Consider the following 20,441-nt stretch of genomic DNA (forward strand, 5'->3'; position numbering starts at 1 on the left):
GTGGGTCAGGGCGCGGATTCGCGCACGATCAACGAGGTCGGCAGCACCAGCGGGTGGTCGGGCATCGGCTGTCCCTCGAGCGTGGAGAGCAGCATCCGCGCGGCGGCGGCACCCATCTCCTGTGCCGGCTGGCGGATCGTCGTCAGCCGAGGTTCGGTGTGTCCCGCGACCGGGACGTCGTCGAAGCCGACCACCGACACGTCGCCGGGGACGGTCCTGCCGGATTCCCGCAGCGCCCGCAGCACTCCGACCGCCGAAAGGTCGTTCTGCGCGAACACGGCGTCGAACGGGATTCCACTCGCGACGAGCTTGTCGACGGCGACCTCACCACCTTCCGTGGTGAAGTCGCCGTCGACGACGAGGTCCGGGTGCAGCGTCAGGCCCGCTTCCGCCAAAGCGAGCCGGAACCCGTCCAGCCTCGCCTGAGTGCACCCGAAGTGCGGTGGTCCGGTGACGACGGCGAACCTGCGGCGGCCCGCCGCGACGAGATGCCTCGCGACATCCGCGCCTCCCTGCCGGTTCGTCGTCGTCACCGAAGGGAACTCCGGGTGCGAGCCGCGATCGTCGATCATGACGACCGGCAGGCCCGCCCGGTAGAGCGTGGAGATGTAGTGCAGGGCGTCCGGTGGCTCGACGACCAGCAGCCCGTCGAAAGCGTTGGCGGACACGTGGTTCGCGAACTGGTTGAGCGACTCAGGCCCGCGGTTCAGCGTGTAGAGCAGCAACCCGTAGCCGTCGGCTTCAAGCGTGTCGACGATGCCCTGCAGCACCTCACCGATCCACGGCCAGGTGAGCGACGGCGCGAGCATCGCGACGGTGCGGGTACGACCCCGGGCCAGGCCGACGGCGCGGGCACTGGGCACGTACCCGATCTCGTCGATGACCTTGCGAACGCGCTGCGCGGTGGAGGCGTCCACGTCCGGCTTGCCGTTCAGCACACGTGACACGGTCGCTTTGGACACCTGGGCGCGTTGGGCGACCTCCGCGATCGTGACACGCATGCCGAACTTCCTTCCGCCGCCTCCTGAAACCGGTTTCGGTACCGGTTCCGACGAGGTGTGACGGAGTCAACAGCCTGACCTCAGGATCAGTCAAGAGCCTTGCCGGAAGTTCGTGAGAGCGTTTCCACGGCCCGGCACATCGGCGCAGGTAGAACACTGTCAGGTGGCACGAACTGAATCACCTTGACCGATTCGTCCTTCCGGGTGCCCTTGCGCCGAACGGAGTACCCGTCGCGTCTCAACTGATCGTGCACAATGGCGCTCATGGGGGTTGTGACAGCGGTCAGCCGCAACGAGGAGTACACGTTCACCAAGCCCGTGCGCGAGAGCATCACTTTGCTCGCCGGACTCGGTGTCGAGGGCGACGTCCACCAGGGCGTCACGGTCAAACACCGATCACGGGTCGCACAGGACCCGACCCAGCCGAACCTGCGCCAGGTCCACCTGATGCACGCCGAACTCTTCGACGAACTGCACGACAAGGGCTTCTCCGTGGCCCCAGGCGAAATCGGCGAGAACATCACGACGCGGGGCATCGACCTGCTCGCCCTGCCCACCGGAACGTTGCTCCACCTCGGCCCGGAGGCCGTGGTCGAGGTGACCGGCCTGCGCAACCCGTGCGTGCAGATCGACGCCTTCTCGAAGGGCCTGCTCAAGGAGGTCGTGGCCAAGGGCCCGGACGGCGAACTCATCCGGCGCGCGGGCATCATGTCGGTCGTGCTGACGGGTGGCGTGGTCCGCCCCGGCGACGAGATCCGCGTCGAGCTGCCCGCGGAACCGCACCGCCCTTTGGCAAAGGTCTAGCCCGGCCACCCGAGGGACCACCCTCGCAAGGCGACCGCCCGCACGGCAGGCGACCCCTCCGCTGGAACAGGAACCAGCCACCACAAGGCAACCCGCGCGGTGCCACCAGACACCCGCCAACGCAAAGCAACCACGCACGCAGCCTGGCGTGGCGATGCGAAGCGAGCCGTCCGAACCTCAACGCTCTGGGTGGCGGTTCGGGTCCGCTCATGGCGATTGGGGCTCTACCTTGAGTGGGCGGGATGCTCCCCTCACGGGCACGGCCGGGCGCTTTTCAGCCCGGCCCTTTTCCGGCCGTCAAGCATCCCGCCAGAGGCTCAAGGTCAAGCCCCAATCGCAACCCCGCGCAGTTCCGTCACGACCTGACGGACCACCCTCGCAAGGCGACCTCTCGCCCGGGAACGCGACCAACCCCGCTGGAACAGGAACCACCCGCCCGCAACAAGACCCGCACACGCCCCAGCTACCCGTTGCCAAAGTGATCATCAAGGATCACCGAGATCGTCCAAGGCGCCTCGACCACCGCCAAATGCGCCGCATCCCCCACCACATAAAGCTCAGAATCCGGCAACTCATCCGCGATGTGCCGCACCAACTCGGTAGGCGTCGCATGATCCTGAGCCGCCGCGATCACCACGGTGGGCACGTCGATCTTCACCAGATCCGGCCGCAGATCCATCCCGCGGACGGCCTCGACACACGCGAGATAGGTCGGCAGGTCGACCTTCAGCAACTCCGCGCGGAAGCGCTGGACGACGGCCGGCGCGCAGGCCGGCGTGAACCACAGCGACACCACCGCGTCGGCGACCGCCTCCATCCCGCGCGAGCGCACCAGCGAGATCCGCTCGTCCAGCCGGGCCTTGTCCGGAACCCACGCGGTGGTGCACACGAGCGCCAGCCGGGAGATCCGGTCGGTGTGCGCGGCCAGCCACATCCCGACCATGCCCCCGAGGGACACGCCGCAGTAGTACACCTGCTGTAACCCCAGGTGGTCCAGCAGTTCCACGACGTCGCCCGCCAGGTCCTCGATCGAGCACGGCCCGGCGACCGGTGCGCTGGCGCCGTGGCCGCGGTGGTCGAAGCGCAACACCCGGAACGGCAGGGAGAACTCGCGCCACAGGTCGGTGGTCGTGCCCAGTGCGTTGCCGAGCACCAGCACCGGTGCGTCCTCCGGCCCGGTCAGCGTGTGGTGAACGAGCACGGCGCCACCTCCTAGCGAGACCCCGACAACCGGGAGTCTGCCTGGGGTGTTCGCCGCTCGCACGGCGAATCCCGCCTGGTGCCCGTGCTCGCTCACAACCACCGGCCTGGCCCCCGCCGAAACACTGTTACGGGGAGCAGAATGGGTGCCGCCCGCAGCCACCGACCCCACCGGGAAGCCGATGAACTCCGTTGCCCCGTTCGCACACGAAGCCCTGTTCTACCGGGACGAGGAGTCCTTCCTCTCCGGTACGGCGAGATTCGTGACGGAGGGTGTCGACAGCGGCGAGCCGGTGCTGGTGGCGGTGCCCGAGGCGAGCATCGGCCCGCTGCGCGAACGACTCGGCGACGCGGCGGAGCAGGTGCACTTCATCGACATGATCGAGGCCGGCCGCAACCCCGGCCGGATCATCCCCGGTGTGCTGATGGCGTTCAGCGCGAGCACGCAGCGCCGGTTCCGTGTGGTCGGCCAGCCGATCTGGCCCGGCCGCACCGAACTGGAGTACCCGGCGTGCGTGCAGCACGAGGCGTTGGTCAACACGGCGTTCGAGGGACGGCCGGGCGTCATCCTGTGCCTGTACGACGCGACGGCGCTGCCCGGCCACGTACTGGAGGACGCGTGGCGCACCCATCCCGTGGTCATCGACGGCGAGCGGCGCGTGGCGAGCGAGTGGTATACGGAGCCCACCGCGCTGGCCGACATCTACAACGTGCCGTTGCCGCCTCCGCCCGCGGACGCCGAGGAGCACTCGTTCTCCGTCGGCACGCTCGCGCACATGCGCAAGCTCGTGTCGGCGTACGCGCACTGGCTGCGCCGCGAACAGGTCGAGGACCTGGTGCTCGCGGTGAACGAGCTCGCGACGAACAGCATCCTGCACGCGTCGGGCCGCGGGGTGCTGCGGCTGTGGCGGGAGGGTGGCACCGTGGTGTGCGAGGTGAGCGACACGGGCGCCGGCTTCCCGCCGTCGTTCACCGGCCTGTCCGGCTTCGGGATCGTGATGGTGAACCTGTTGTGTGACCTGGTTCGCACCCACACGAGTCACAGCGGTACCACCGTTCGAGTGTACTTGGGGCGGTAGGGAGTCACCGCCATCTCATCGCAATGCGCTCGACACGATGACCTGTTTTCCTTGCACGGATATGACAGACCACCTCTCCCCCCTCGACATCGCTTTCCTCGCTATGGAGGGCGACACCAATCCGTTGCACCTCGGCGCGGTCGCGACCTTCGCACCGTCCACTCCGGTGCATCCGGCCCGCATCGCCGCTGTGCTCTGCGAACGGGCGCAAGAGATTCCGCGCCTGCGCCAGCGCGCCCGCACCTCGCTGCTCGGTGGCGCGCGCTGGGTGGAGGACCCCGGTTTCGCGCCGGAGGACCACGTCTTCACGCACCACACGCGCGGTCGTGACCGGTTCGCCACCCTGGTCTCGCACCTCATGGCGCAGCCGCTCGACCTCGCGCGCCCGCCGTGGGAGCTGCACGTCATCACCGGCCTCGCGGGCGGCAGGTTCGCCGTCGTCGCGAAGCTGCACCACTCGCTGTGTGACGGCATGAAGGCCGTCGGCCTGGGAATTCAGCTCTTCGACCCGTCGCGGTTGTCCATTCCGGACGCCGCGGAGCCGGCGACGAAGTCGATCATTCCGTCCCTCCCGTCGCTGCGCGGGATCAAGGACACGATCGACATCGCGTCGAGCGTGCTGATGAACACCCGCCCGCCGACGCTGAACTCACCGGTGCTCACCGCGTCCGCCCGGCCACGCCGCGTGGTCATGTCGCGCCTGGATCTCGCGGACGTGCACCGAATCCGCCGCGCGCACGGCGGCACGGTGAACGACGTGTTGCTCGCCCTCGTCACAGGTGCGTTGCGCCACTGGCTTTCCGCGCACGGCAGCGCCGGTCCCGACTCGGTCGTGCGCGCCCTGATCCCGGTTAACCAGCGCTCACGCTCCGGCGACGGCGCCTCGGGCAACCAGATCTCCGGTTTCCTGGTCGCACTGCCGGTCGGCGAGGCGGACCCGGTGCACCGGCTGCGGAACGTCCGCGCGCAGATGGAGTCCGCGAAGGCGGCCGGCCCGGACCGGGGTGCCGGCGCGTTGCCGCTGCTCGCCGACAAGGTGCCGCCGCTGGTTCACCGCCTGGCCGCGCCCGTCATGGGCCGCTGCGCTCCCCTGCTGTTCGACACGCTGGTCACCTCGGTGCCGCTGCCGTCCGTCCCGCTCTCCCTGGACGGCGCCGCGCTGTGCGAGATGTACCCGGTCTCGCCGGTCGCACCCGGCCACGCCGTCGGCATCGCGCTGTCGGTCTACCGGTCGTCGGTCCACGTCTGCCTGAACACGAACCAGTCGTGGATGTCGGACGCGCACTGGCTCGACAGCGTGCTGCGCCGCGAGCTCGCCTCGTTGCAGGAGAGCAGGGAGCTGGTGGGTTTGCCTAGGTAGACGTGCGGGCAAACCTGGTTTCATGAGCAACACCGTGGTCCTCGACGTGGACGGCACCCTGGTCGACACCAACTACCACCACACGGTGGCGTGGCTGCGCGCCTTCCGCACGGTCGACGTCACCGTTCCGGGGTGGCAGGTGCATCGTGCGGTCGGCATGGGCGGCGACAGGCTGGTGGCCGCCGTGGCGGGCGACAAGGTCGAACAGGACCACGGCGACAAGGTGCGCCAGGCCTGGGAGCGGTACTTCGACGAGATGCTGGACGAGATCCAGCCGCTGGAGGGCGCACACCGGCTGGTCCGCGCCGCCACCGGTCTCGGGCTGGCCGTGGTGCTCGCCAGCTCGGGCAAGCGCAAGCACGTCGAGCACTACCTGAAGCTGCTCGACCCCGGCGACGTTGCATGGACGACCTCGGACGACGTCGAGGACAGCAAGCCGGCACCGGACCTGATCGAGGTGGCGCTGCGCGAGGTCAAAGGTGAGCGCGCGGTCGTGGTGGGCGACTCGGTGTGGGACTGCGAGGCGTCCGCACGGATCGGGCTGCCGTCGATCGGACTGCTGACGGGCGGGTTCGGGGAGGACGAACTCGTCGACAGCGGTGCCTCAGCGGTCTACGCGGACCTGGACACGCTGCGGGCGGAGCTGGCCGACCTGCCGTTCGCCGTGGTGGAGGAACCGAAAGCCTGAAAGAAGCCCGGAACGTCTGACAGGTCTACGGCCGAGGAACGACCGACGGAACCGGAATATCCGAGGGCCTGCCGCGGTCCTTCCTCTCCTTGCTGGGCCTCGTCTCCTCACTCGGCTCCGCCTCGGTGATCTCCACGACCGGAGTCGACGACGGAACGACCCCACCGGCACCCGGCTGCGGCGCCCCGGGCACACCGGGCGCGTCCGAGGTGTTCGACAGTTCCGACCCGTCCGGCGTCTGCACCACGGTCACGGTCGAAGGCGTCACCGTCACGACCTGGGTGCGGGCGTCCGGTGCCACCGGCTTGTCCGCCGCCGGCGCCTCGTTCCCGCCACCGGCGAAGTTCGCCACCACGACGGCCACCGCGGTGACGGCGACGGCCGCGGCCGCGATCGCCGCGCGCTTGCCGCGCCAGGACCTGGGCTCGGGCACGGCCGCGGGCTCGTCCGGTGCGACGGCCGCGTCCGGCAGCAACGCCGGCAACCCGCGGCTGGCCTCGAAAGCGGCCTCCAACGACCGGGAACACTGAGCGGCGGATGGACGGCGCACCGGGTCCATGTCCGTCATCGCGGACAGCAACGACACCCACGCCAGCGGCAGGTCGACGGGAATCCGCGGCGACCGGGCGAGGCGGGCGAGCGCGGCCTCGGCGTCGCCGCCGGGGTACTCGGTCCGCCCGGTCAGGCACTCCAGCAGCACGAGGCCCAGCGAGTAGACGTCCGCGGACGGGCCGACATCGGCGCCGCGCACCTGCTCCGGCGACAGGTACCCGGCCGTGCCGACCAGCACGCCGGACGTCGTCACCCGCGTCACCTCGGCCACCAGCGCGAGGCCGAAGTCCGCCAGGTAGGCCTGCTTCTCGGTGTCGTCGAGCAGGATGTTGGACGGCTTGATGTCGCGGTGCACGACGCCCAGGTCGTGCACGTGGTCCAGCACCGCGGCGATCTGGCTGCCGACCCGCGCCACGAACCGGGGCGGCAGCGGTTCGCGCATCCGCTGGCGCAGCGTGCCACCGGTGATCTCGCGCATCACGAAGTACGGGCGGCGCGACACCGTCCCGGAGGCGTAGACCGGGATGATGCCGGGGCAGTCCAGCGAGACCAGCATCGAGGCCTCGCGCTGCAGGCGCAGTTCGTCGTCGGGCAGGCCGGGGCCCGAGAAGATCTTGATCGCCACCGAGGACGTCGTCGATCGGTCGTACGCGCGGTAGACCTCCGCCATCCCGCCGGACCCGAGGAGCGTGCCGACCACAAAACGGTTGTCGATCACCGACCCGGTCAGATCGCCGTCCCAAGGTGCGCTCATGGGCCTCCGCTCGCCTCACAGCAACCTAACGGGTCGCCTGGAATTCCGGTACCCGCCCATCCGGAAGATCAAACTACGATATGCCCGGCTTCGATCTCCCGGACCACCGCCACGCACCTTGTCGTCGCGGAGGTTCGGCTTGTTAACCAGCGACAGTCACTCGAACCGCAGCTTCTCCCGGACGGGAGCGGTCACGAGACAGCCGGAGGTGGCCCGCCAGAGCCGGCTCAGCCGGACGCGGAGGTCGGTGCCGCCGGTCAACGCCTGTGCCACGAACTGCAACCCGAGCAGCTCGGCCACTATCTGTTCGGCCGCGTGCCGCACGTTCACCTCCGGCCGCAACTCGCCGCGTTCGGACGCCAGCGACAGCAGGTCCCGCACCACCGTGACCCAGCCGATCACCTGCGCGGCCGCCGCGACGTCGAAGAACACCGCCTCCCGCAACAGCTTCGCGCTCACCCGCACGGTCAGGTCGGTCTCGAGCCGGCCGACGAACTCGAACGACATCACGATCAGCGCCTGCACCGGTGACGACTCGACCGCGAGCACCTCGTCGCGCAGCCGGTGCCACAGCAGGGACTGCTCCTCGATGATGGCGACGCCAAGGGCTTCCTTCGAACGAAAATGGCAATACAGCGCACCTTTGGAAACATCCGCCCGCGCGCACACGGCCGTGAGGCTCGATCCGGAGAACCCCTCGCGGTCGAAGACCTCCGCCGCGGCCCGCAGCAGTTTCGCCCGCGTGTGTGCCGACTTCTCGCGTTTGGAACTCATCACTTGATCCGCGCGACGCCGGTCGCGACGGCTGTGGCGAAGGTGTCCGGCATCTGCCAGTACTGCTCGATCTCCCCCAGGTGCACCGAAAGCACCGCGGCGAAGCGCACCTCCACCGGGCTCCCGCCGGCGCGGACCCGCCAGCGCGCCGAGCCGATCACGGCGGCGTCTCCTCCGTCGACGATCACCTGGCGCACCGAGAGCTGCTCCAGGTCGAACGTGGCGAACAAGGTCAGGAACTGGGACTCGACCTCACGCCGGGTGCGCCTGCCGGCCGCCCAGCGGACGCCGTTCGGGTCGGGCGCCTCCCATTCCACGACCGGTGCGCACAACCGCGCGATGCCGGGTGCGTCCTGTGCCGCGAGTCGTGCCAGGAAGACCTGCACCGCTTCGACCGTCGAGAACATTTCACTCACCTTCACCTCCCGGCCATTGCTGCGGCAATGAACTCGGTGCAGCCACACTAGCGAGGCGCTCGAAATGTGAGCGCGCACACCCCATCGGACCAGCTTCGTTTCACCCAAACATCCGATCGGCCGATTCCGCTGGTATCTGAACTTTCAACGACCGCCGGTATCACCGCAATGCACGGCACGAACTCCCGGACTTTGAGGCATGGTTGATGGCGCACCCGTCATCTCACTGAAACGGAGCAGAACCGTGCTCAAGGCAGCCACTCAAGCCCACGAGCACCAGGACACCCCGCCGATTACAGCCTTGATTCCACAGGCACGGCGAGAACAAGGGCTCACCCAGCGCGACCTCGCGGACCTGTTGTGCGAGATCTCACAGAATGACAGCGTCACTCGTGAGGAAGTGTCGAGATGGGAACGCGGTAAACGCATTCCCGGCCCTTACTGGCGTGCCTGGATCAGCGAGGCCCTCGACGTGCCGCACGCAGCCCTCGACCGGGCCGCCGTGATCGAGCGGGAATGCCGCAGGGCGAAGGAGGAAGACCACTTCTGCTAGCGGTGCGCGGGCAGACGGCAGGGGTCTGCCCGCCCGCAGGAGGGCGGTGCCCGCGGCAGCCGACGCGGGCACCGCCGTACCACAAGCCCCAGGCAGCAAGGACCTTTGGCCCCCTGTGCGTCCGCGCACAGGGGGCCAGACTGCGTCACGTGACAGCCTTCGGACACTCCGTCGCGACGTTGCTGCTACTCGCCGGTAGCACGATCGGCGGCACACCGGGCGTTTCCCCGGTCAAGGTCAACGAGATGACACTCGGCCCCGCCGGATTCGTCGAACTGCGCAACACGGCCTCCACCACCGCAGACATCGGAGGGTGGACGGTCCGGACCTGCACCGGCGGCACCGCCGAAATCCTCGCCACCATCTCACCGGGGACCAGTCTGCCCCCAGGCGAATACTTCGTCATAGTCGGTTCCGCGTTCAGCGGAACAGTGCCGAACGGCCTGATCGTGGAGACCGTGGACGGAAGTGGCGTAATCGCCAGGAACCGGCACGGCGCACACACCGACAGCGTCGGACTCAGCTCCTCCTCGCCGTGCCGGGAAGCGGGAGCTGCGACACCCTGCGCAGATTCATCGCTAGGCCGTGACGGCTCCTCGCGCGACACGGATCACAACTCGGCCGACTTCACCTGCCGCATTCCTTCTCCGGGAGAAAGCAACCACTGATCAATCGACAATGGCCCCTTTCGAGTCCGAACGAATGCGAGCAAAGTCAGTCCCAGCGGCAATACAGGTCGTTCCCCCCGACCACAGGGCCGCTCTGAGGAATATCCCGAATTCACTTTCTCGAAGGGACAGGACAATGCGTCGACTGCTGAGCGGAGCTGCCGCCCTGGCAATCGCGAGCACCATCGCGTTCGCCGGACAGGCAACGGCCGCCGAGGAGCCCGAGTCTCCCGAGGTCATGCAGCTGCCGGCAGTGCTGATCAACGAGGTCTCCACCATGGGACCGAACGGCCCGCTCGACGAGGCGATCGAGATCATCAACACCACGGGCGAGCAGGTCGACCTGAGCAACTGGGTCATCAGGATCTACAACCAGCGCAACGAGGTCATCCAGACGATCCCGCTGGTCGACCCGCTCGGCGGGCCGCTCACGCTGGCGCCGGCGAACAACGTCGGCAGCACGCTGGTGCTGACGGGTGCGGAGTTCTCCGGCACCACGTCCACGCCGAACGTTCTCCCGGTGCGATTCACCGGTACCGAAGGCATCCCGGCTCTCGGTGGCGTGGCGGTGTTCGGCAGCCTGGCCCCGACGGCCTTCAAGATCGACGGTGTCGCATTCTCGTCGCCGGTGACCACCGCCAAGGAAGGCGTCCACGCCCAGCCCGAGAACCAGCGCACCGCGCAGCTCGCCGGTTCCAACACGCGCAACCTGCTGAACCATGACACCAACAACAACCAGCGGGACTTCTCGTTGCAGGAACGCACCTTCTGATCAACTTGAGCTGACCGTCAAGCGGGTGCACCGATCGAAGTGCCCGGACCACCTCCCCTCGGTGGTCCGGGCACGTCCATGTGTGTGGCGTGAAGTCGCCAACGGCGACTAACCGCCGCTTTTTACTGTTTCCCAACGATTTGCGGCCCCTCATCCTGCTGTGACCTGATCACTGAGGGAGGGCGCCGTGATTCGACAAGTTCTGGCACTTGCCGTAGCTGCCGCAACGCTCGTCGCACCAGCCGCGTCCGCCGCGTCACCACCGCCGCAGGCGCAGACATCCGAGGCCTCACACCGGATCACGCTCATCACCGGTGACGTCGTCGACTACACCGAACGCTCGGACGGGCGAAAATTCGCCCGGATCCACGCTGCGCCAAGGGAGGGCGAGCAGCCGATCTTCCACACGATGACGACGGCAAAAGGTCTGCACGTCTACCCGTCGGACGCGATGAGCGCCGTCACGTCCGGAACGGTCGAGCGCACGCTCTTCAACGTCACCGATCTCGTGCGCACCGGGCAGTCCGACGACCGCACGACCACGGTTCCGGTGCTGATGACCGGTGGCTTCTCCGCCAGTGCCCACACCCGGATCAGCAGTCTGGACGCTTCCGGCATCCGGGTCGAGAAGTCGAAGGCGCAGGAGTTCTGGCGCTCCCTGGACATGAGCGCGAAGTCCGGCGTGCGGCTGAAGTACGACCGCCCGGTCCGCGTCGCGCTCGACCAGACCACCGGGCAGATCGGCGCCCCGGAGGCGTGGCAGGCCGGCCTGGACGGCACGGGTGTCACGGTCGCCGTCGTCGACACCGGCATCGACGCGAACCACCCCGACGTCGCCGGCAGGATCACCGCGACGGAGAACTTCTCCGACGAACCGGACGTCGTCGACCGGCACGGCCACGGCACGCACGTCGCCTCGACCATCGCGGGCACCGGCCAGGGTTCCGCCGGCAGGTACAGGGGCGTGGCCCCCGGCGCGACCCTCGTGATCGCCAAGGTGTTCAACGGCGCCGGCGAGGCGGACACCTCCCAGGTGCTCGCCGGCATCGAGTGGGCGGCCCGCTCCGGGGCGAGGATCGTCAACCTCAGCCTCGGCGGTGACGTCACGGACGGCAGTGACGAGATGAGCGCGCTGGTCGACCGGCTCGCCGCGGAGACGGGCGCGCTGTTCGTGGTGGCGGCGGGGAACAACGGCCCGGCCGGCCGTTCGGTCACCTCACCCGGTGCCGCCGCGTCGGCGCTCACCGTCGGCGCGGTGGACCGGCAGAACAGGCTGGCGCCGTTCAGCAGCACCGGTCCGCGCATCGGTGACGCGCACGTGAAACCCGAGATCAACGCGCCTGGTGCCGGCGTCGTGGCCGCCCGCGCGGCGAACACCTCGATGGGCGCCCCGGTCGACGGCCGCTACACGGCCGCCTCGGGAACGTCGATGGCGACACCGCACGTCGCGGGCGCCGCGGCACTGCTTGCGCAGCAACACCCCGACTGGGATGCGCGGACGGTGAAGGACGCGCTCGTCACCAGCGCCGCGGACGTCGGCATGCCGTGGTACGAGCAGGGTGCCGGCCGTCTCGACGTCGCGCGGGCCGTCACGCAGAAGGCGACGGCTACCGCGTCGGCGAGCTACGGGCGCCACGAGCGCGGTGCGGGTGGCGTGCTCACCAGGGAGCTCCAGTACGTCAACACCTCCGGCACCGCACTGACCCTCGACCTCACCGCGACGATCAGGGGCTGGGACGGGAAGTCGACGACCGGGTTCGCCCTCGGCGCCTCCCAGGTGACCGTTCCCCCCCGCGGCAAGGCGTCGGCCACCCTCACCCTGGACCCGGAGGTGGGCCCGGCCGGCGTGTACGGCGGCGTGGTCACGGCGACCGGGACCGGGACGACGTTGCGCACCCCGGTCAGCGTGTACGAGGCACCCCGGACGTTCCCGGTCTCCGTGCGGGTCCGCGACGCCGCCGGCAAGCCGCCCGCACCGGCGATGGGACAGCTCATCGACGACACCAACGGTGGCGACGACGTCAACGACCCGTTCGACGAGACCCTGAGCTACTACTTCGACGTCGTGAACGGTGAAGGCATCGCGAACGTGCCGACGGGCCGCTATTCGGCGGTGACCTGGGCGACCGAGAACACGGCGGGAGTACGGCGCTGGTCCGCGCTCGCCGCACCGGAGCTCACCGTCACCGGCGCCGCCGCCATCTCGCTCGACGCACAGCAGACCGTGCCGATCGAGGTCGTGCCACCAGGCCCGGCCGAACAGCGCGACCGCACCGTGACGATGCGTCGTGTGGTACTGGCGGAAGGGGAGAAGGCGCCGCTGATCACCGAGATGGCCGCCTCGCTCGGCAGCGCACCGTGGGAGATCCGAGCGACGCCTTCCGCGGCGGCGAAGAAGGGTGCGATCTCGTTGCAGGACAACGTGACCCTGCAGACCGCGACGGTCACCGCGTCGTCTGGAGGCCGCACGCTCACGACGGACGGCGACGTGGCCGTGCTGTCCGCGAAGTGGCCCGGAGAGCGCGACCTGACCATCGGCGGGGACACGGCGCTGGTGAAGATCAAGCCGGACACGCCGGCCAACATGGTCAAGGCGGCGAACACCGCCGCCACCGCCGCGGCCCAGGCCGGCCAGAAGGCGATCCTGTCCTATGTGGACGCACCGGGTGCGCTCGCGCTCACCGGGCTCTCCAGCGCCGCGCTCCCGGCACTGGGCGTCGGCAACGCGGACGGGGAGTTCCTCGCGAAGCAGAAGTCCTTGAGACTGACCGTCAAACCCGGCCCGGAGTCGGTGTTCAACCTGAGCTTCCTGGACGCCAACGGCATCCCGGCCGGCCACCGCCGAGTGGTGGACCCCGCCAAGCTGGTCAAGCGGCAGACGGCCTACCACGCCGACAAGCCGGGCCTGACCGTGCAGAAGACGTGGTACCCGTTCCCGACCGGTCTGTGGCAGACGCAGATCCTGCGCGGCACCACGTTCACCCCGCCGGCCGCGTGGACGGAGTACATCGGCCCGGGAGACGACCGGATCGTCTGGAAGCGGCACGTGACGCTGAGCGGAACCGACGCCGGGGGCCGGCGTGCGGCCATGACCATGTTCCAGGAGAACGTGTTCCGCGAGGGTGCCGCTCCCGCGCCGGAACGGTGGTTCGCGGGACCGATGCACAGCACCGCGGTAGCACTGCAGTCCGACCACCCGGCCCGCTACCCCGCCGCGAACGGCGCGTGGCGGCAACTCTGCTCGAACTGCCGGACGGGCGACACGTTCGTCCCCGCCCTGCAGTGGACCGACGGCAACCCCGGCCACTACACGAATCCTTATCAGAACAGCAAGTTCTTCACGACCACCAAGGTCCGCCTGTTCCGGGGCGACGCGGAGATCCCGGCCACCCAGCAGCCGCTGGCCTTCTACCCCACCTTCACGATGGCGCCGGAAAAGGCGGTCTACCGCCTCGAAACGGTCGAGACGCACGCTCCGGGAGCCGTGGCGGGCGCGGTCAACCCGGTGCTGTTCACCCTCGCCCCGCGCACCGAGACCACGTGGACCTTCCAGTCCTACCGCTCGCTGAACCCTCCTCCTACCGGATACGCGTGCCACGCGGGTCAGCCGGCCTGCCAGTTCCAGCCGCTCATCCGGCTCCGCCACGACCTGCCGCTCGACCTCACGAACTCCGCGCCGGCGGGCACACCGTTCACCTACCACGTGCACGCGTCCAACAGCGCACCCATCACCGTCGTGAAGGTGCGGTGGTCGGCGGACGAGGGCAGGACGTGGAGCCAGGCGGCGACCCGGCCCAGCGGAGATCGGTGGCAGGTCACGATCGACAAACCCGGCGGCGACGTATGGCTGCGTACCGAAGCCAGGGACGGGGCCGGGAACACGGTCGTGCAGACCATGCAGAAGGCGTTCCGCACTCACTCCGGTAGCTGAGGTGGCAGCAGAGAGGTAGCACCCCGTGCCGCGGCGCGCAGACCCGCCTGGAACCGGGTCTGCGCACCCAGCTCGTCCATCAGCCGGTGCAGCCGCCGCTGGAAGGTCCGATAGCTCAGCCCGAGCTGCTTCGCGATGCTGCGATCCGGCAACCCGGTGGCCAGCAACGCGAGCAGTCGCGCGTCCTCGATCGAGATCTCGGTGCTCGCGGGCTGCCCCGGCAACGACAGCGGCACCGCGTCCTCCCACAACCTCGCGAACAGCGCGCCGAGCGAGTCGAGCAACGCCGACCGGTGCACGATCACCGCGCTCTCCAGCGCCGTCTCGGTGCTGTGCAGCGGGATGAGCCCCAGCTGGGCGTCCGCGAGGATCATCTTCGTCGGCGCGGCGGCGACCACCCGCGCCTCCTCCCCCAGCGACAGCCCCATCTCCAGGTCGGCGCGCAGGTCGTGCAGCTCCAACGCCTGACGCTCGTAGATCCCGCGGAACCGGACGCCGCGGCTCAGCAGCTCCTCCTCCACCGGGTGCAGGGACGTGGGCGCCTTGGCATACGGCGGTTTGTCCACGAAGCAGACCTCCCGCCGCGCGGTACGCATGACCAGGTCGACGCGCCGCGAGATCGCCTCGGCTCCGTGCACGACCTCGACGAGATCGGCGGGCGCACGCACGCCGGCCGCGCGTTCGTACCGGACCTGCAGCTCACCGGCCAGCAACCGGTCACGCCGCAGGTCGTCCTCCCGGCGCAGGAAGTGCATGGCCAGCGCGACGTCCGGGGCCACGGCCGTGTGCAGCCCGTTGACCTGGTGGACGAATCCCAGCTCAGTCAACGACCTCAGCGCGGGGCGGACGACCGGCTCGGCCAGGTCCATGGCGAGGCAGAGTTCGGCCACACCGAGCTGGTAGGAGTCCACGAGCGCCTCGTACACCGCGAACTCCGCCGGACGCAATCCGAGCACGCAAGCAGTATGCCGACTTCGGGCACTCGCCGGCGGGGGCCGGAACGGCCATAAAACACAGACAGGTTCTCCACAGGCGGCTCACAGGATTCGGCCGCAATCTGGATCGCATGACGGACAACCACGACCGCGGCCTCCAGTTCGACCTCGCCACGCTCTTCGGGCGCAGGCGGGCGTTGTCGCTGCTCGGCGGCGCGGGCGTCACGCTCGTGGCCTGCGCCCCGTCGACCACCACCGCGACGTCGACCACCACCACGGCCGGTTCGTCCACCACGGCGAACGGCTCGCCGCTGGAGACCATCCCCGAGGAGACCGCCGGCCCCTTCCCCGGCGACGGTTCCAACGGCCCGAACGCGTTGACGCAGAGCGGAATCGTGCGTTCGGACATCCGGTCCAGCTTCGGTTCGTCGAGCCGCACGGCCGAGGGTGTGCGGCTGACCATCGACCTGACGGTCCAGAACGACGACGGCAAGCCGTTCGCGGGCGCCGCGATTTACGTGTGGCACTGCGACATCAACGGCGACTACTCGATGTACTCGGACCGCGTGAAGAACGAGAACTTCCTGCGCGGGGTCCAGGAGACCGACGCGTCCGGCAAGCTGACGTTCGTCAGCGTCTTCCCCGGCGCGTATGCCGGGCGCTGGCCGCACATCCACTTCGAGGTCTACCCGAGCCTCGCCGAGGCGACCAAGGCCGGCAACAAGATCACGACCTCGCAGCTCGCGTTGCCCGAGACGACGTGCAAGGAGGTCTACGGCACGGCCGGGTACACGCGGAGCGTGCAGAACATGTCGCGGACCTCGTTGAAGCAGGACATGGTGTTCCGCGACGGCGTCGACCACCAGATGGCGACGATGTCGGGCGACGTCCAGTCCGGCTACACCGCCTCACTGACCTTCGCGGTGGAGGGCTAGCCACAGCTCCGCGCGCAGGCCGGGCGAGTCGAGCGAGCGGTTCAGCGCCTGCTCGGCCCTGCGCACCCGGTTGCGCAACGTGTGCCGGTGCACGCCCAGTTCCGTCGCCGCCGGGTCCCACGCGCCGTGGTGGCCAAGCCACACTCGAAGCGTCGCACGGGTTTCCGCGTCGAGCGGCCTCAGCAACGCGTCGGCGAACCCGGCCGGCAGCGGCAGGTTCCCGGCGAGCTCCTCGAACGTGCGGACGCCGGCCTGACGGGCCTGGCGGGCCTCGCGGTATCCCCGCGCGACGCCGGTCTGGTCCACTTCGGACGAAGCGACGCCGTCGAACTCGTCGGTGAGCACGACGATGTCGCCGTCGTGCTCGGCCCAGAACACGTTGTCGTCCGGTGGTTCGGCCGCGAGGAAGACCCGGAACCGGCCGGGCAGTCCGTCGACCGCGAGCCCTGCGAGCAGCATCCGGAACTGGCCTGCGCGGAGCTCTCTCCTGGCCGCGTCGACGGAGTCGTGCTGGGCGAGCGCGAGGACTAGCAGCGACGCGGCCGTGTTGACGATCCCCGGATCCGGCCTGGCGGTGCCGACCGCCAGTACGCCTCGGGCGCGGCTGCCAAGCACCTGCAGGAACACGTGCAGGCCATCGAGCTCGAACGCGACGCTGGCCAGGCCGCCCGCGGTCTTGAGCCGGGCGAGCTCGGCGGTCAGGTCCGGGACGAGGCGGGGGTTGTGGGCGTGCACGGGCTCACCGGCCGCGTCGAGGAGCACTGCCCAGCCGTCGATCCACTGGCCGAGCCTGCGCACCACTCCCCCGACGCCGGTCCGGACCGCGGCTCTGGTGAGTGCGCGCTGGGCTTCGCTGGTCCTGGCCAGCGCCGCGTACTCGTCGGCGGCCAGTGCCTTCGACACGGCCTTGCTGATCGCGATGAACGGCACCTCGCGCGGTACCTCGACCAGTCCCAGTCCCGCCTCTGCCGCCGATTGCACCAGTGCGGGCGGCACGACGTCGTGCCCCAGGCCGGTGCCGAAGCCGAGCCCGACGACCCCCGCGCGCACGAGCCGTTCGACATAGCCGTCCCGCAGGGCGTTGAGGCCCGTCGTGAGCAGCAGCTCGCCACCCTCCAGGAACGGGGTGGGGTCGACGAGCTCCGTGCCGTGCACCCACCCGACCGGCTTCGACACGTCCCCTGCCAGCACCGGCAACGCCAGCTTTTCCGCCAACTCCCGCACCGTGATGGGCATGTGCCAATTTGTACAACCTCAGGCCCAAAGATCGCCATTTCAGACACTGCGCACGCCGCTGACCAGGGCCATGCTGGGCACATGACCCGACTGCGCACCGCGATCCCCGGTCCCCAATCGCTGGAACTCCAGGCGCGGCGCAAGGGCGCCGTCGCCGCCGGGGTCGGTTCGACGCTGCCCGCCTACATCGACTCCGCCGACGACGGTCTGCTGATCGACGTCGACGGCAACCAGCTCATCGACCTCGGTTCCGGCATCGCCGTGACGAACGCCGGCAACCCCGCGCCCGCCGTCGCCGAGGCCGTGCACGCGCAGATCGACAGGTTCAGCCACACCTGTTTCATGATCACGCCGTACGAGAGCTACCTCGAGGTCTGCGAGCAGCTGAACGACCTCACCCCCGGCGACCACGAGAAGCGGTCGGTGCTGTTCAACTCCGGCGCCGAGGCCGTCGAGAACGCGGTCAAGATCGCCCGGCACGTCACCGGCAGGCAGGCCGTCGTGGTGTTCGACCACGGCTACCACGGCCGCACCAACCTCACGATGGCGTTGACCGCCAAGAACATGCCGTACAAGCACAGGTTCGGCCCGTTCGCGCCCGAGGTCTACCGCGTGCCGGCGTCCTACCCGCTGCACGACGGCCTGACCGGTCCCGAGGCGGCGTCCAGGGCGATCGCCGCCATCGAGAAGCAGGTCGGCGCGGACAACACCGCCGCCGTCGTGATCGAGCCGATCCAGGGCGAGGGCGGGTTCATCGAACCCGCCGAGGGCTTCCTGCCGGCGATCGCGCGGTGGTGCCGGGACCGCGGCGTGCTGTTCGTCGCCGACGAGATCCAGACCGGCTTCTGCCGCACCGGTTCGTGGTTCGCGCTCGACCACGAGGGCGTGGTGCCGGACCTGATCACCACGGCCAAGGGCATCGCGGGCGGGCTGCCGCTCGCCGCCGTCACCGGTCGCGCCGAGATCATGGACGCCGTGCACGTCGGTGGTCTCGGTGGCACCTACGGCGGCAACCCGGTGGCGTGCGCGGCGGCTCTGGGCACCATCCGCACGATGCGTGAACGCGACCTCAACGCCGCTGCCCGCCGCATCGAGGAGACGGTGCTGGGCCGGCTCAGGGCGGTCGCGGAGAAGACCGGCATCATCGCGGACATCCGCGGCCGTGGCGCGATGCTCGCCATCGAGTTCACCGAACGCACGCCCGACGTCGCCGCGCGCGTCGCGAAGGCGTGCCACGAACAGGGTGTCGTCGTGCTGACGTGCGGCACCTACGGCAACGTGATCCGCCTGCTGCCCCCGCTGGTCATCCCGGACGACCTGCTCGCCGAAGGACTCGACGTGCTCGAAGGAGCCCTGCTCGCATGATCGACTTCCACACCCCCGAAGACGTCGAGAACGCCGTCGCGAAGGCGCACGCCGTCGCTCCCGAACTGGCCGCGCTGCCCGCACACCGCCGAGCGTCCGCCCTGGACCACGTGTCGCGGCGCCTGGCCGAACGCGCCGAGGAGTTCGCGCAGGCCATCAACGACGACTCGGGCAAGCCGCTGAAGTGGGCGCGCGTCGAGGTGACCCGCGCGATCTCCACGTTCCGCTGGGCCGCGGAGGAGGCCCGCCGGTTCTCCGGTGAGCTGCAGCGCCTCGACACCGACCCGTCCGCCGAGGGCCGCCTCGCACTGGTCCGCCGGGTGCCGCGCGGTCCGGTGCTGGGCATCGCGCCGTTCAACTTCCCGCTGAACCTGGTGGCGCACAAGGTGGCGCCCGCGCTGGCCGTCGGCGCGCCGATCGTGCTGAAGCCCGCGCCCGCCACGCCGAAGGTCGCGTTCCTGCTCGGCGAACTGCTGGCCGAGACCGACCTGCCCGACGGCGCGTTCGCGATCCTGCACCTGTCCAATGAGGACACTGCCGCACTGGTCGGCGACCCGCGCCTGCCGGTCGTCTCGTTCACCGGTTCCGGCCCGGTCGGCTGGGGCATCAAGGAACGCGTGCCGCGCAAGCACGTCACCCTCGAACTGGGCGGCAACGCGGCCGCGATCGTCGCTCCCGACTGGCAGGACGTCGAGTTCGCGGCGCAGCGCATCGCCACGTTCGCGATGTACCAGGCCGGTCAGTCGTGCATCTCGGTGCAGCGCGTCTACGTGCACACCGACGTGTACGACGCGGTCTCGGAAGCCGTGGTGCAGCACGTGAACAAGCTCGACGTGGCCGGCGACGTCGGCCCGTTGATCAACGACGCCGCGGCCGACCGCGTCGAGTCGTGGGTGCGGGAAGCCGGTGCCACGGTCCTGACGGGCGGAACCCGTGACGGCCGCACGTACGCGCCCACCGTGCTGACCGACGTGCCGGAGGACTCGAAGGTCAACGCCGAGGAGGTGTTCGGCCCGGTCGTGACCCTCACGCGGGTGGACAGCGTCGAGGAGGCGTTCGACCGCGTCAACGCGTCCCGGTACGGCCTGCAGGCGGGCCTGTTCACCACGGACGTGCGGCTGGCTTTCCGTGCCGCGCAACGGCTCCAGGTCGGCGGCGTGATCGTCGGCGACGTGCCGAGCTACCGCGCGGACCAGATGCCGTACGGCGGTGTGAAGGAGTCCGGCATCGGCCGGGAGGGCCTGCGCGCGGCCATGGACGACCTCACCGAACAGCGCGTCCTGGTGCTGACCGGCCTGGAGCTGTGACCGCCGGACGTCCGGCGAACGGGTCGTTCTTGACCTTGACTGCGATGATTTGCCCGTGGCCGTCACGATCAGGGATGTCGCACTCCGCGCGCGCTGAGCGCGTCGGGACTC

At 69.6% G+C, this 20,441-nt stretch carries 18 protein-coding genes; 11 read left to right on the forward strand and 7 right to left on the reverse strand.

Going from position 1 to position 20,441, the window contains the following annotated elements; translation table 11 throughout:
- Positions 1-5 precede the first annotated feature (5 nt).
- The gene (locus tag BLR21_RS29040) at positions 6-1,001 is read right to left on the reverse strand and encodes a LacI family DNA-binding transcriptional regulator (RefSeq protein ID WP_090010848.1); all 996 of its coding nucleotides are present in this window, start codon (positions 999-1,001) and stop codon (positions 6-8) included.
- Positions 1,002-1,265: 264 nt separating this feature from the next.
- Between BLR21_RS29040 and BLR21_RS29045 the strand changes: the two genes are divergently transcribed.
- Positions 1,266-1,805: an MOSC domain-containing protein gene (locus BLR21_RS29045; protein WP_218130990.1), complete on the forward strand. Its 540-nt coding sequence runs from the start codon at positions 1,266-1,268 to the stop codon at positions 1,803-1,805.
- A gap of 463 nt (positions 1,806-2,268) precedes the next feature.
- On the opposite strand, the gene BLR21_RS29050 is transcribed toward BLR21_RS29045, so the two are convergent.
- Positions 2,269-2,964 carry an alpha/beta fold hydrolase gene (locus BLR21_RS29050; protein WP_256334995.1) on the reverse strand — a complete coding sequence of 232 codons (696 nt, stop codon included), beginning with the start codon at positions 2,962-2,964 and terminating at the stop codon, positions 2,269-2,271.
- A 187-nt stretch (positions 2,965-3,151) separates the two neighbouring features.
- Here BLR21_RS29050 and BLR21_RS29055 point away from each other — a divergent pair, with 187 nt between their 5' ends.
- The 3 genes from BLR21_RS29055 (at position 3,152) to BLR21_RS29065 (ending at position 6,132) form a co-directional block, all read left to right on the forward strand.
- Positions 3,152-4,084: an anti-sigma factor RsbA family regulatory protein gene (locus BLR21_RS29055; RefSeq protein WP_256334996.1), complete on the forward strand. Its 933-nt coding sequence runs from the start codon at positions 3,152-3,154 to the stop codon at positions 4,082-4,084.
- A gap of 61 nt (positions 4,085-4,145) precedes the next feature.
- A complete protein-coding gene (locus tag BLR21_RS29060) occupies positions 4,146-5,444 on the forward strand; it encodes a wax ester/triacylglycerol synthase family O-acyltransferase (RefSeq protein WP_090010856.1) in 1,299 nt (432 codons plus the stop codon).
- A gap of 22 nt (positions 5,445-5,466) precedes the next feature.
- A complete protein-coding gene (locus tag BLR21_RS29065) occupies positions 5,467-6,132 on the forward strand; it encodes an HAD family hydrolase (protein ID WP_090010859.1) in 666 nt (221 codons plus the stop codon).
- Between the two features lie 25 nt (positions 6,133-6,157).
- Here the strand turns inward: BLR21_RS29065 and BLR21_RS29070 are convergent, their stop codons facing one another.
- From BLR21_RS29070 to BLR21_RS29080, 3 genes are all read right to left on the reverse strand, one after another.
- The gene (locus BLR21_RS29070; RefSeq protein ID WP_090010862.1) at positions 6,158-7,438 is read right to left on the reverse strand and encodes a serine/threonine-protein kinase; all 1,281 of its coding nucleotides are present in this window, start codon (positions 7,436-7,438) and stop codon (positions 6,158-6,160) included.
- 156 nt (positions 7,439-7,594) lie between these two features.
- Entirely contained in the window at positions 7,595-8,212 is a 618-nt protein-coding gene (locus BLR21_RS29075) for a ScbR family autoregulator-binding transcription factor (RefSeq protein ID WP_090010866.1), read from the reverse strand.
- Positions 8,212-8,619: a nuclear transport factor 2 family protein gene (locus tag BLR21_RS29080; protein WP_090010869.1), complete on the reverse strand. Its 408-nt coding sequence runs from the start codon at positions 8,617-8,619 to the stop codon at positions 8,212-8,214. Before BLR21_RS29080 ends, BLR21_RS29075 begins: the two co-directional genes overlap by 1 nt.
- Before the next feature lie 253 nt (positions 8,620-8,872).
- On the opposite strand from BLR21_RS29080, the gene BLR21_RS29085 reads away from it, so the two are divergent.
- The 4 genes from BLR21_RS29085 (at position 8,873) to BLR21_RS29100 (ending at position 14,552) form a co-directional block, all read left to right on the forward strand.
- A complete protein-coding gene (locus tag BLR21_RS29085; protein ID WP_256334997.1) occupies positions 8,873-9,181 on the forward strand; it encodes a helix-turn-helix transcriptional regulator in 309 nt (102 codons plus the stop codon).
- 149 nt (positions 9,182-9,330) lie between these two features.
- The gene (locus BLR21_RS29090; RefSeq protein ID WP_176929845.1) at positions 9,331-9,849 is read left to right on the forward strand and encodes a lamin tail domain-containing protein; all 519 of its coding nucleotides are present in this window, start codon (positions 9,331-9,333) and stop codon (positions 9,847-9,849) included.
- 136 nt (positions 9,850-9,985) lie between these two features.
- Positions 9,986-10,621 (forward strand): lamin tail domain-containing protein, encoded by a 636-nt coding sequence (locus BLR21_RS29095; protein WP_090010880.1) that lies wholly within the window; start codon positions 9,986-9,988, stop codon positions 10,619-10,621.
- Positions 10,622-10,808: 187 nt separating this feature from the next.
- On the forward strand, positions 10,809-14,552 hold the full coding sequence (locus BLR21_RS29100; RefSeq protein WP_256334998.1) for a S8 family peptidase: 3,744 nt from the start codon (positions 10,809-10,811) through the stop codon (positions 14,550-14,552).
- Here the strand turns inward: BLR21_RS29100 and BLR21_RS29105 are convergent.
- Complete coding sequence (locus BLR21_RS29105) at positions 14,537-15,508, reverse strand: helix-turn-helix domain-containing protein (protein ID WP_090010886.1); 972 nt, start codon at positions 15,506-15,508, stop codon at positions 14,537-14,539. The genes BLR21_RS29100 and BLR21_RS29105 overlap by 16 nt on opposite strands.
- Positions 15,509-15,618: 110 nt before the next feature.
- Here BLR21_RS29105 and BLR21_RS29110 point away from each other — a divergent pair, with 110 nt between their 5' ends.
- Entirely contained in the window at positions 15,619-16,422 is an 804-nt protein-coding gene (locus BLR21_RS29110) for an intradiol ring-cleavage dioxygenase (protein ID WP_090010888.1), read from the forward strand.
- On the opposite strand, the gene BLR21_RS29115 is transcribed toward BLR21_RS29110, so the two are convergent.
- Positions 16,396-17,658 (reverse strand): PucR family transcriptional regulator, encoded by a 1,263-nt coding sequence (locus BLR21_RS29115; protein ID WP_090010891.1) that lies wholly within the window; start codon positions 17,656-17,658, stop codon positions 16,396-16,398. The genes BLR21_RS29110 and BLR21_RS29115 overlap by 27 nt on opposite strands.
- A gap of 81 nt (positions 17,659-17,739) precedes the next feature.
- On the opposite strand from BLR21_RS29115, the gene gabT reads away from it, so the two are divergent.
- Entirely contained in the window at positions 17,740-19,023 is a 1,284-nt protein-coding gene (gene gabT / locus BLR21_RS29120; protein WP_090010894.1) for a 4-aminobutyrate--2-oxoglutarate transaminase, read from the forward strand.
- Positions 18,918-20,330 (forward strand): aldehyde dehydrogenase family protein, encoded by a 1,413-nt coding sequence (locus tag BLR21_RS29125; RefSeq protein ID WP_420843920.1) that lies wholly within the window; start codon positions 18,918-18,920, stop codon positions 20,328-20,330. Before gabT ends, BLR21_RS29125 begins: the two co-directional genes overlap by 106 nt.
- The last annotated feature ends 111 nt before the right edge of the window (positions 20,331-20,441 follow it).

Source organism: Lentzea albidocapillata subsp. violacea (assembly GCF_900100275.1).
Taxonomy (GTDB): Bacteria; Actinomycetota; Actinomycetes; order Mycobacteriales; family Pseudonocardiaceae; genus Lentzea; species Lentzea violacea.

What these genes read in the sequence shown, in the direction of transcription:
- BLR21_RS29040 (WP_090010848.1), bottom strand. Translation starts at nt 1,001, where the DNA reads ATGCGTGTCACGATCGCGGAGGTCGCCCAACGCGCCCAGGTGTCCAAA.
- BLR21_RS29115 (WP_090010891.1), bottom strand. Translation starts at nt 17,658, where the DNA reads ATGCCCATCACGGTGCGGGAGTTGGCGGAAAAGCTGGCGTTGCCGGTG.
- BLR21_RS29060 (WP_090010856.1), top strand. Translation starts at nt 4,146, where the DNA reads ATGACAGACCACCTCTCCCCCCTCGACATCGCTTTCCTCGCTATGGAG.
- BLR21_RS29045 (WP_218130990.1), top strand. Translation starts at nt 1,266, where the DNA reads ATGGGGGTTGTGACAGCGGTCAGCCGCAACGAGGAGTACACGTTCACC.
- BLR21_RS29080 (WP_090010869.1), bottom strand. Translation starts at nt 8,619, where the DNA reads ATGTTCTCGACGGTCGAAGCGGTGCAGGTCTTCCTGGCACGACTCGCG.
- BLR21_RS29065 (WP_090010859.1), top strand. Translation starts at nt 5,467, where the DNA reads ATGAGCAACACCGTGGTCCTCGACGTGGACGGCACCCTGGTCGACACC.
- BLR21_RS29070 (WP_090010862.1), bottom strand. Translation starts at nt 7,438, where the DNA reads ATGAGCGCACCTTGGGACGGCGATCTGACCGGGTCGGTGATCGACAAC.
- BLR21_RS29110 (WP_090010888.1), top strand. Translation starts at nt 15,619, where the DNA reads ATGACGGACAACCACGACCGCGGCCTCCAGTTCGACCTCGCCACGCTC.
- BLR21_RS29075 (WP_090010866.1), bottom strand. Translation starts at nt 8,212, where the DNA reads ATGAGTTCCAAACGCGAGAAGTCGGCACACACGCGGGCGAAACTGCTG.
- gabT (WP_090010894.1), top strand. Translation starts at nt 17,740, where the DNA reads ATGACCCGACTGCGCACCGCGATCCCCGGTCCCCAATCGCTGGAACTC.
- BLR21_RS29095 (WP_090010880.1), top strand. Translation starts at nt 9,986, where the DNA reads ATGCGTCGACTGCTGAGCGGAGCTGCCGCCCTGGCAATCGCGAGCACC.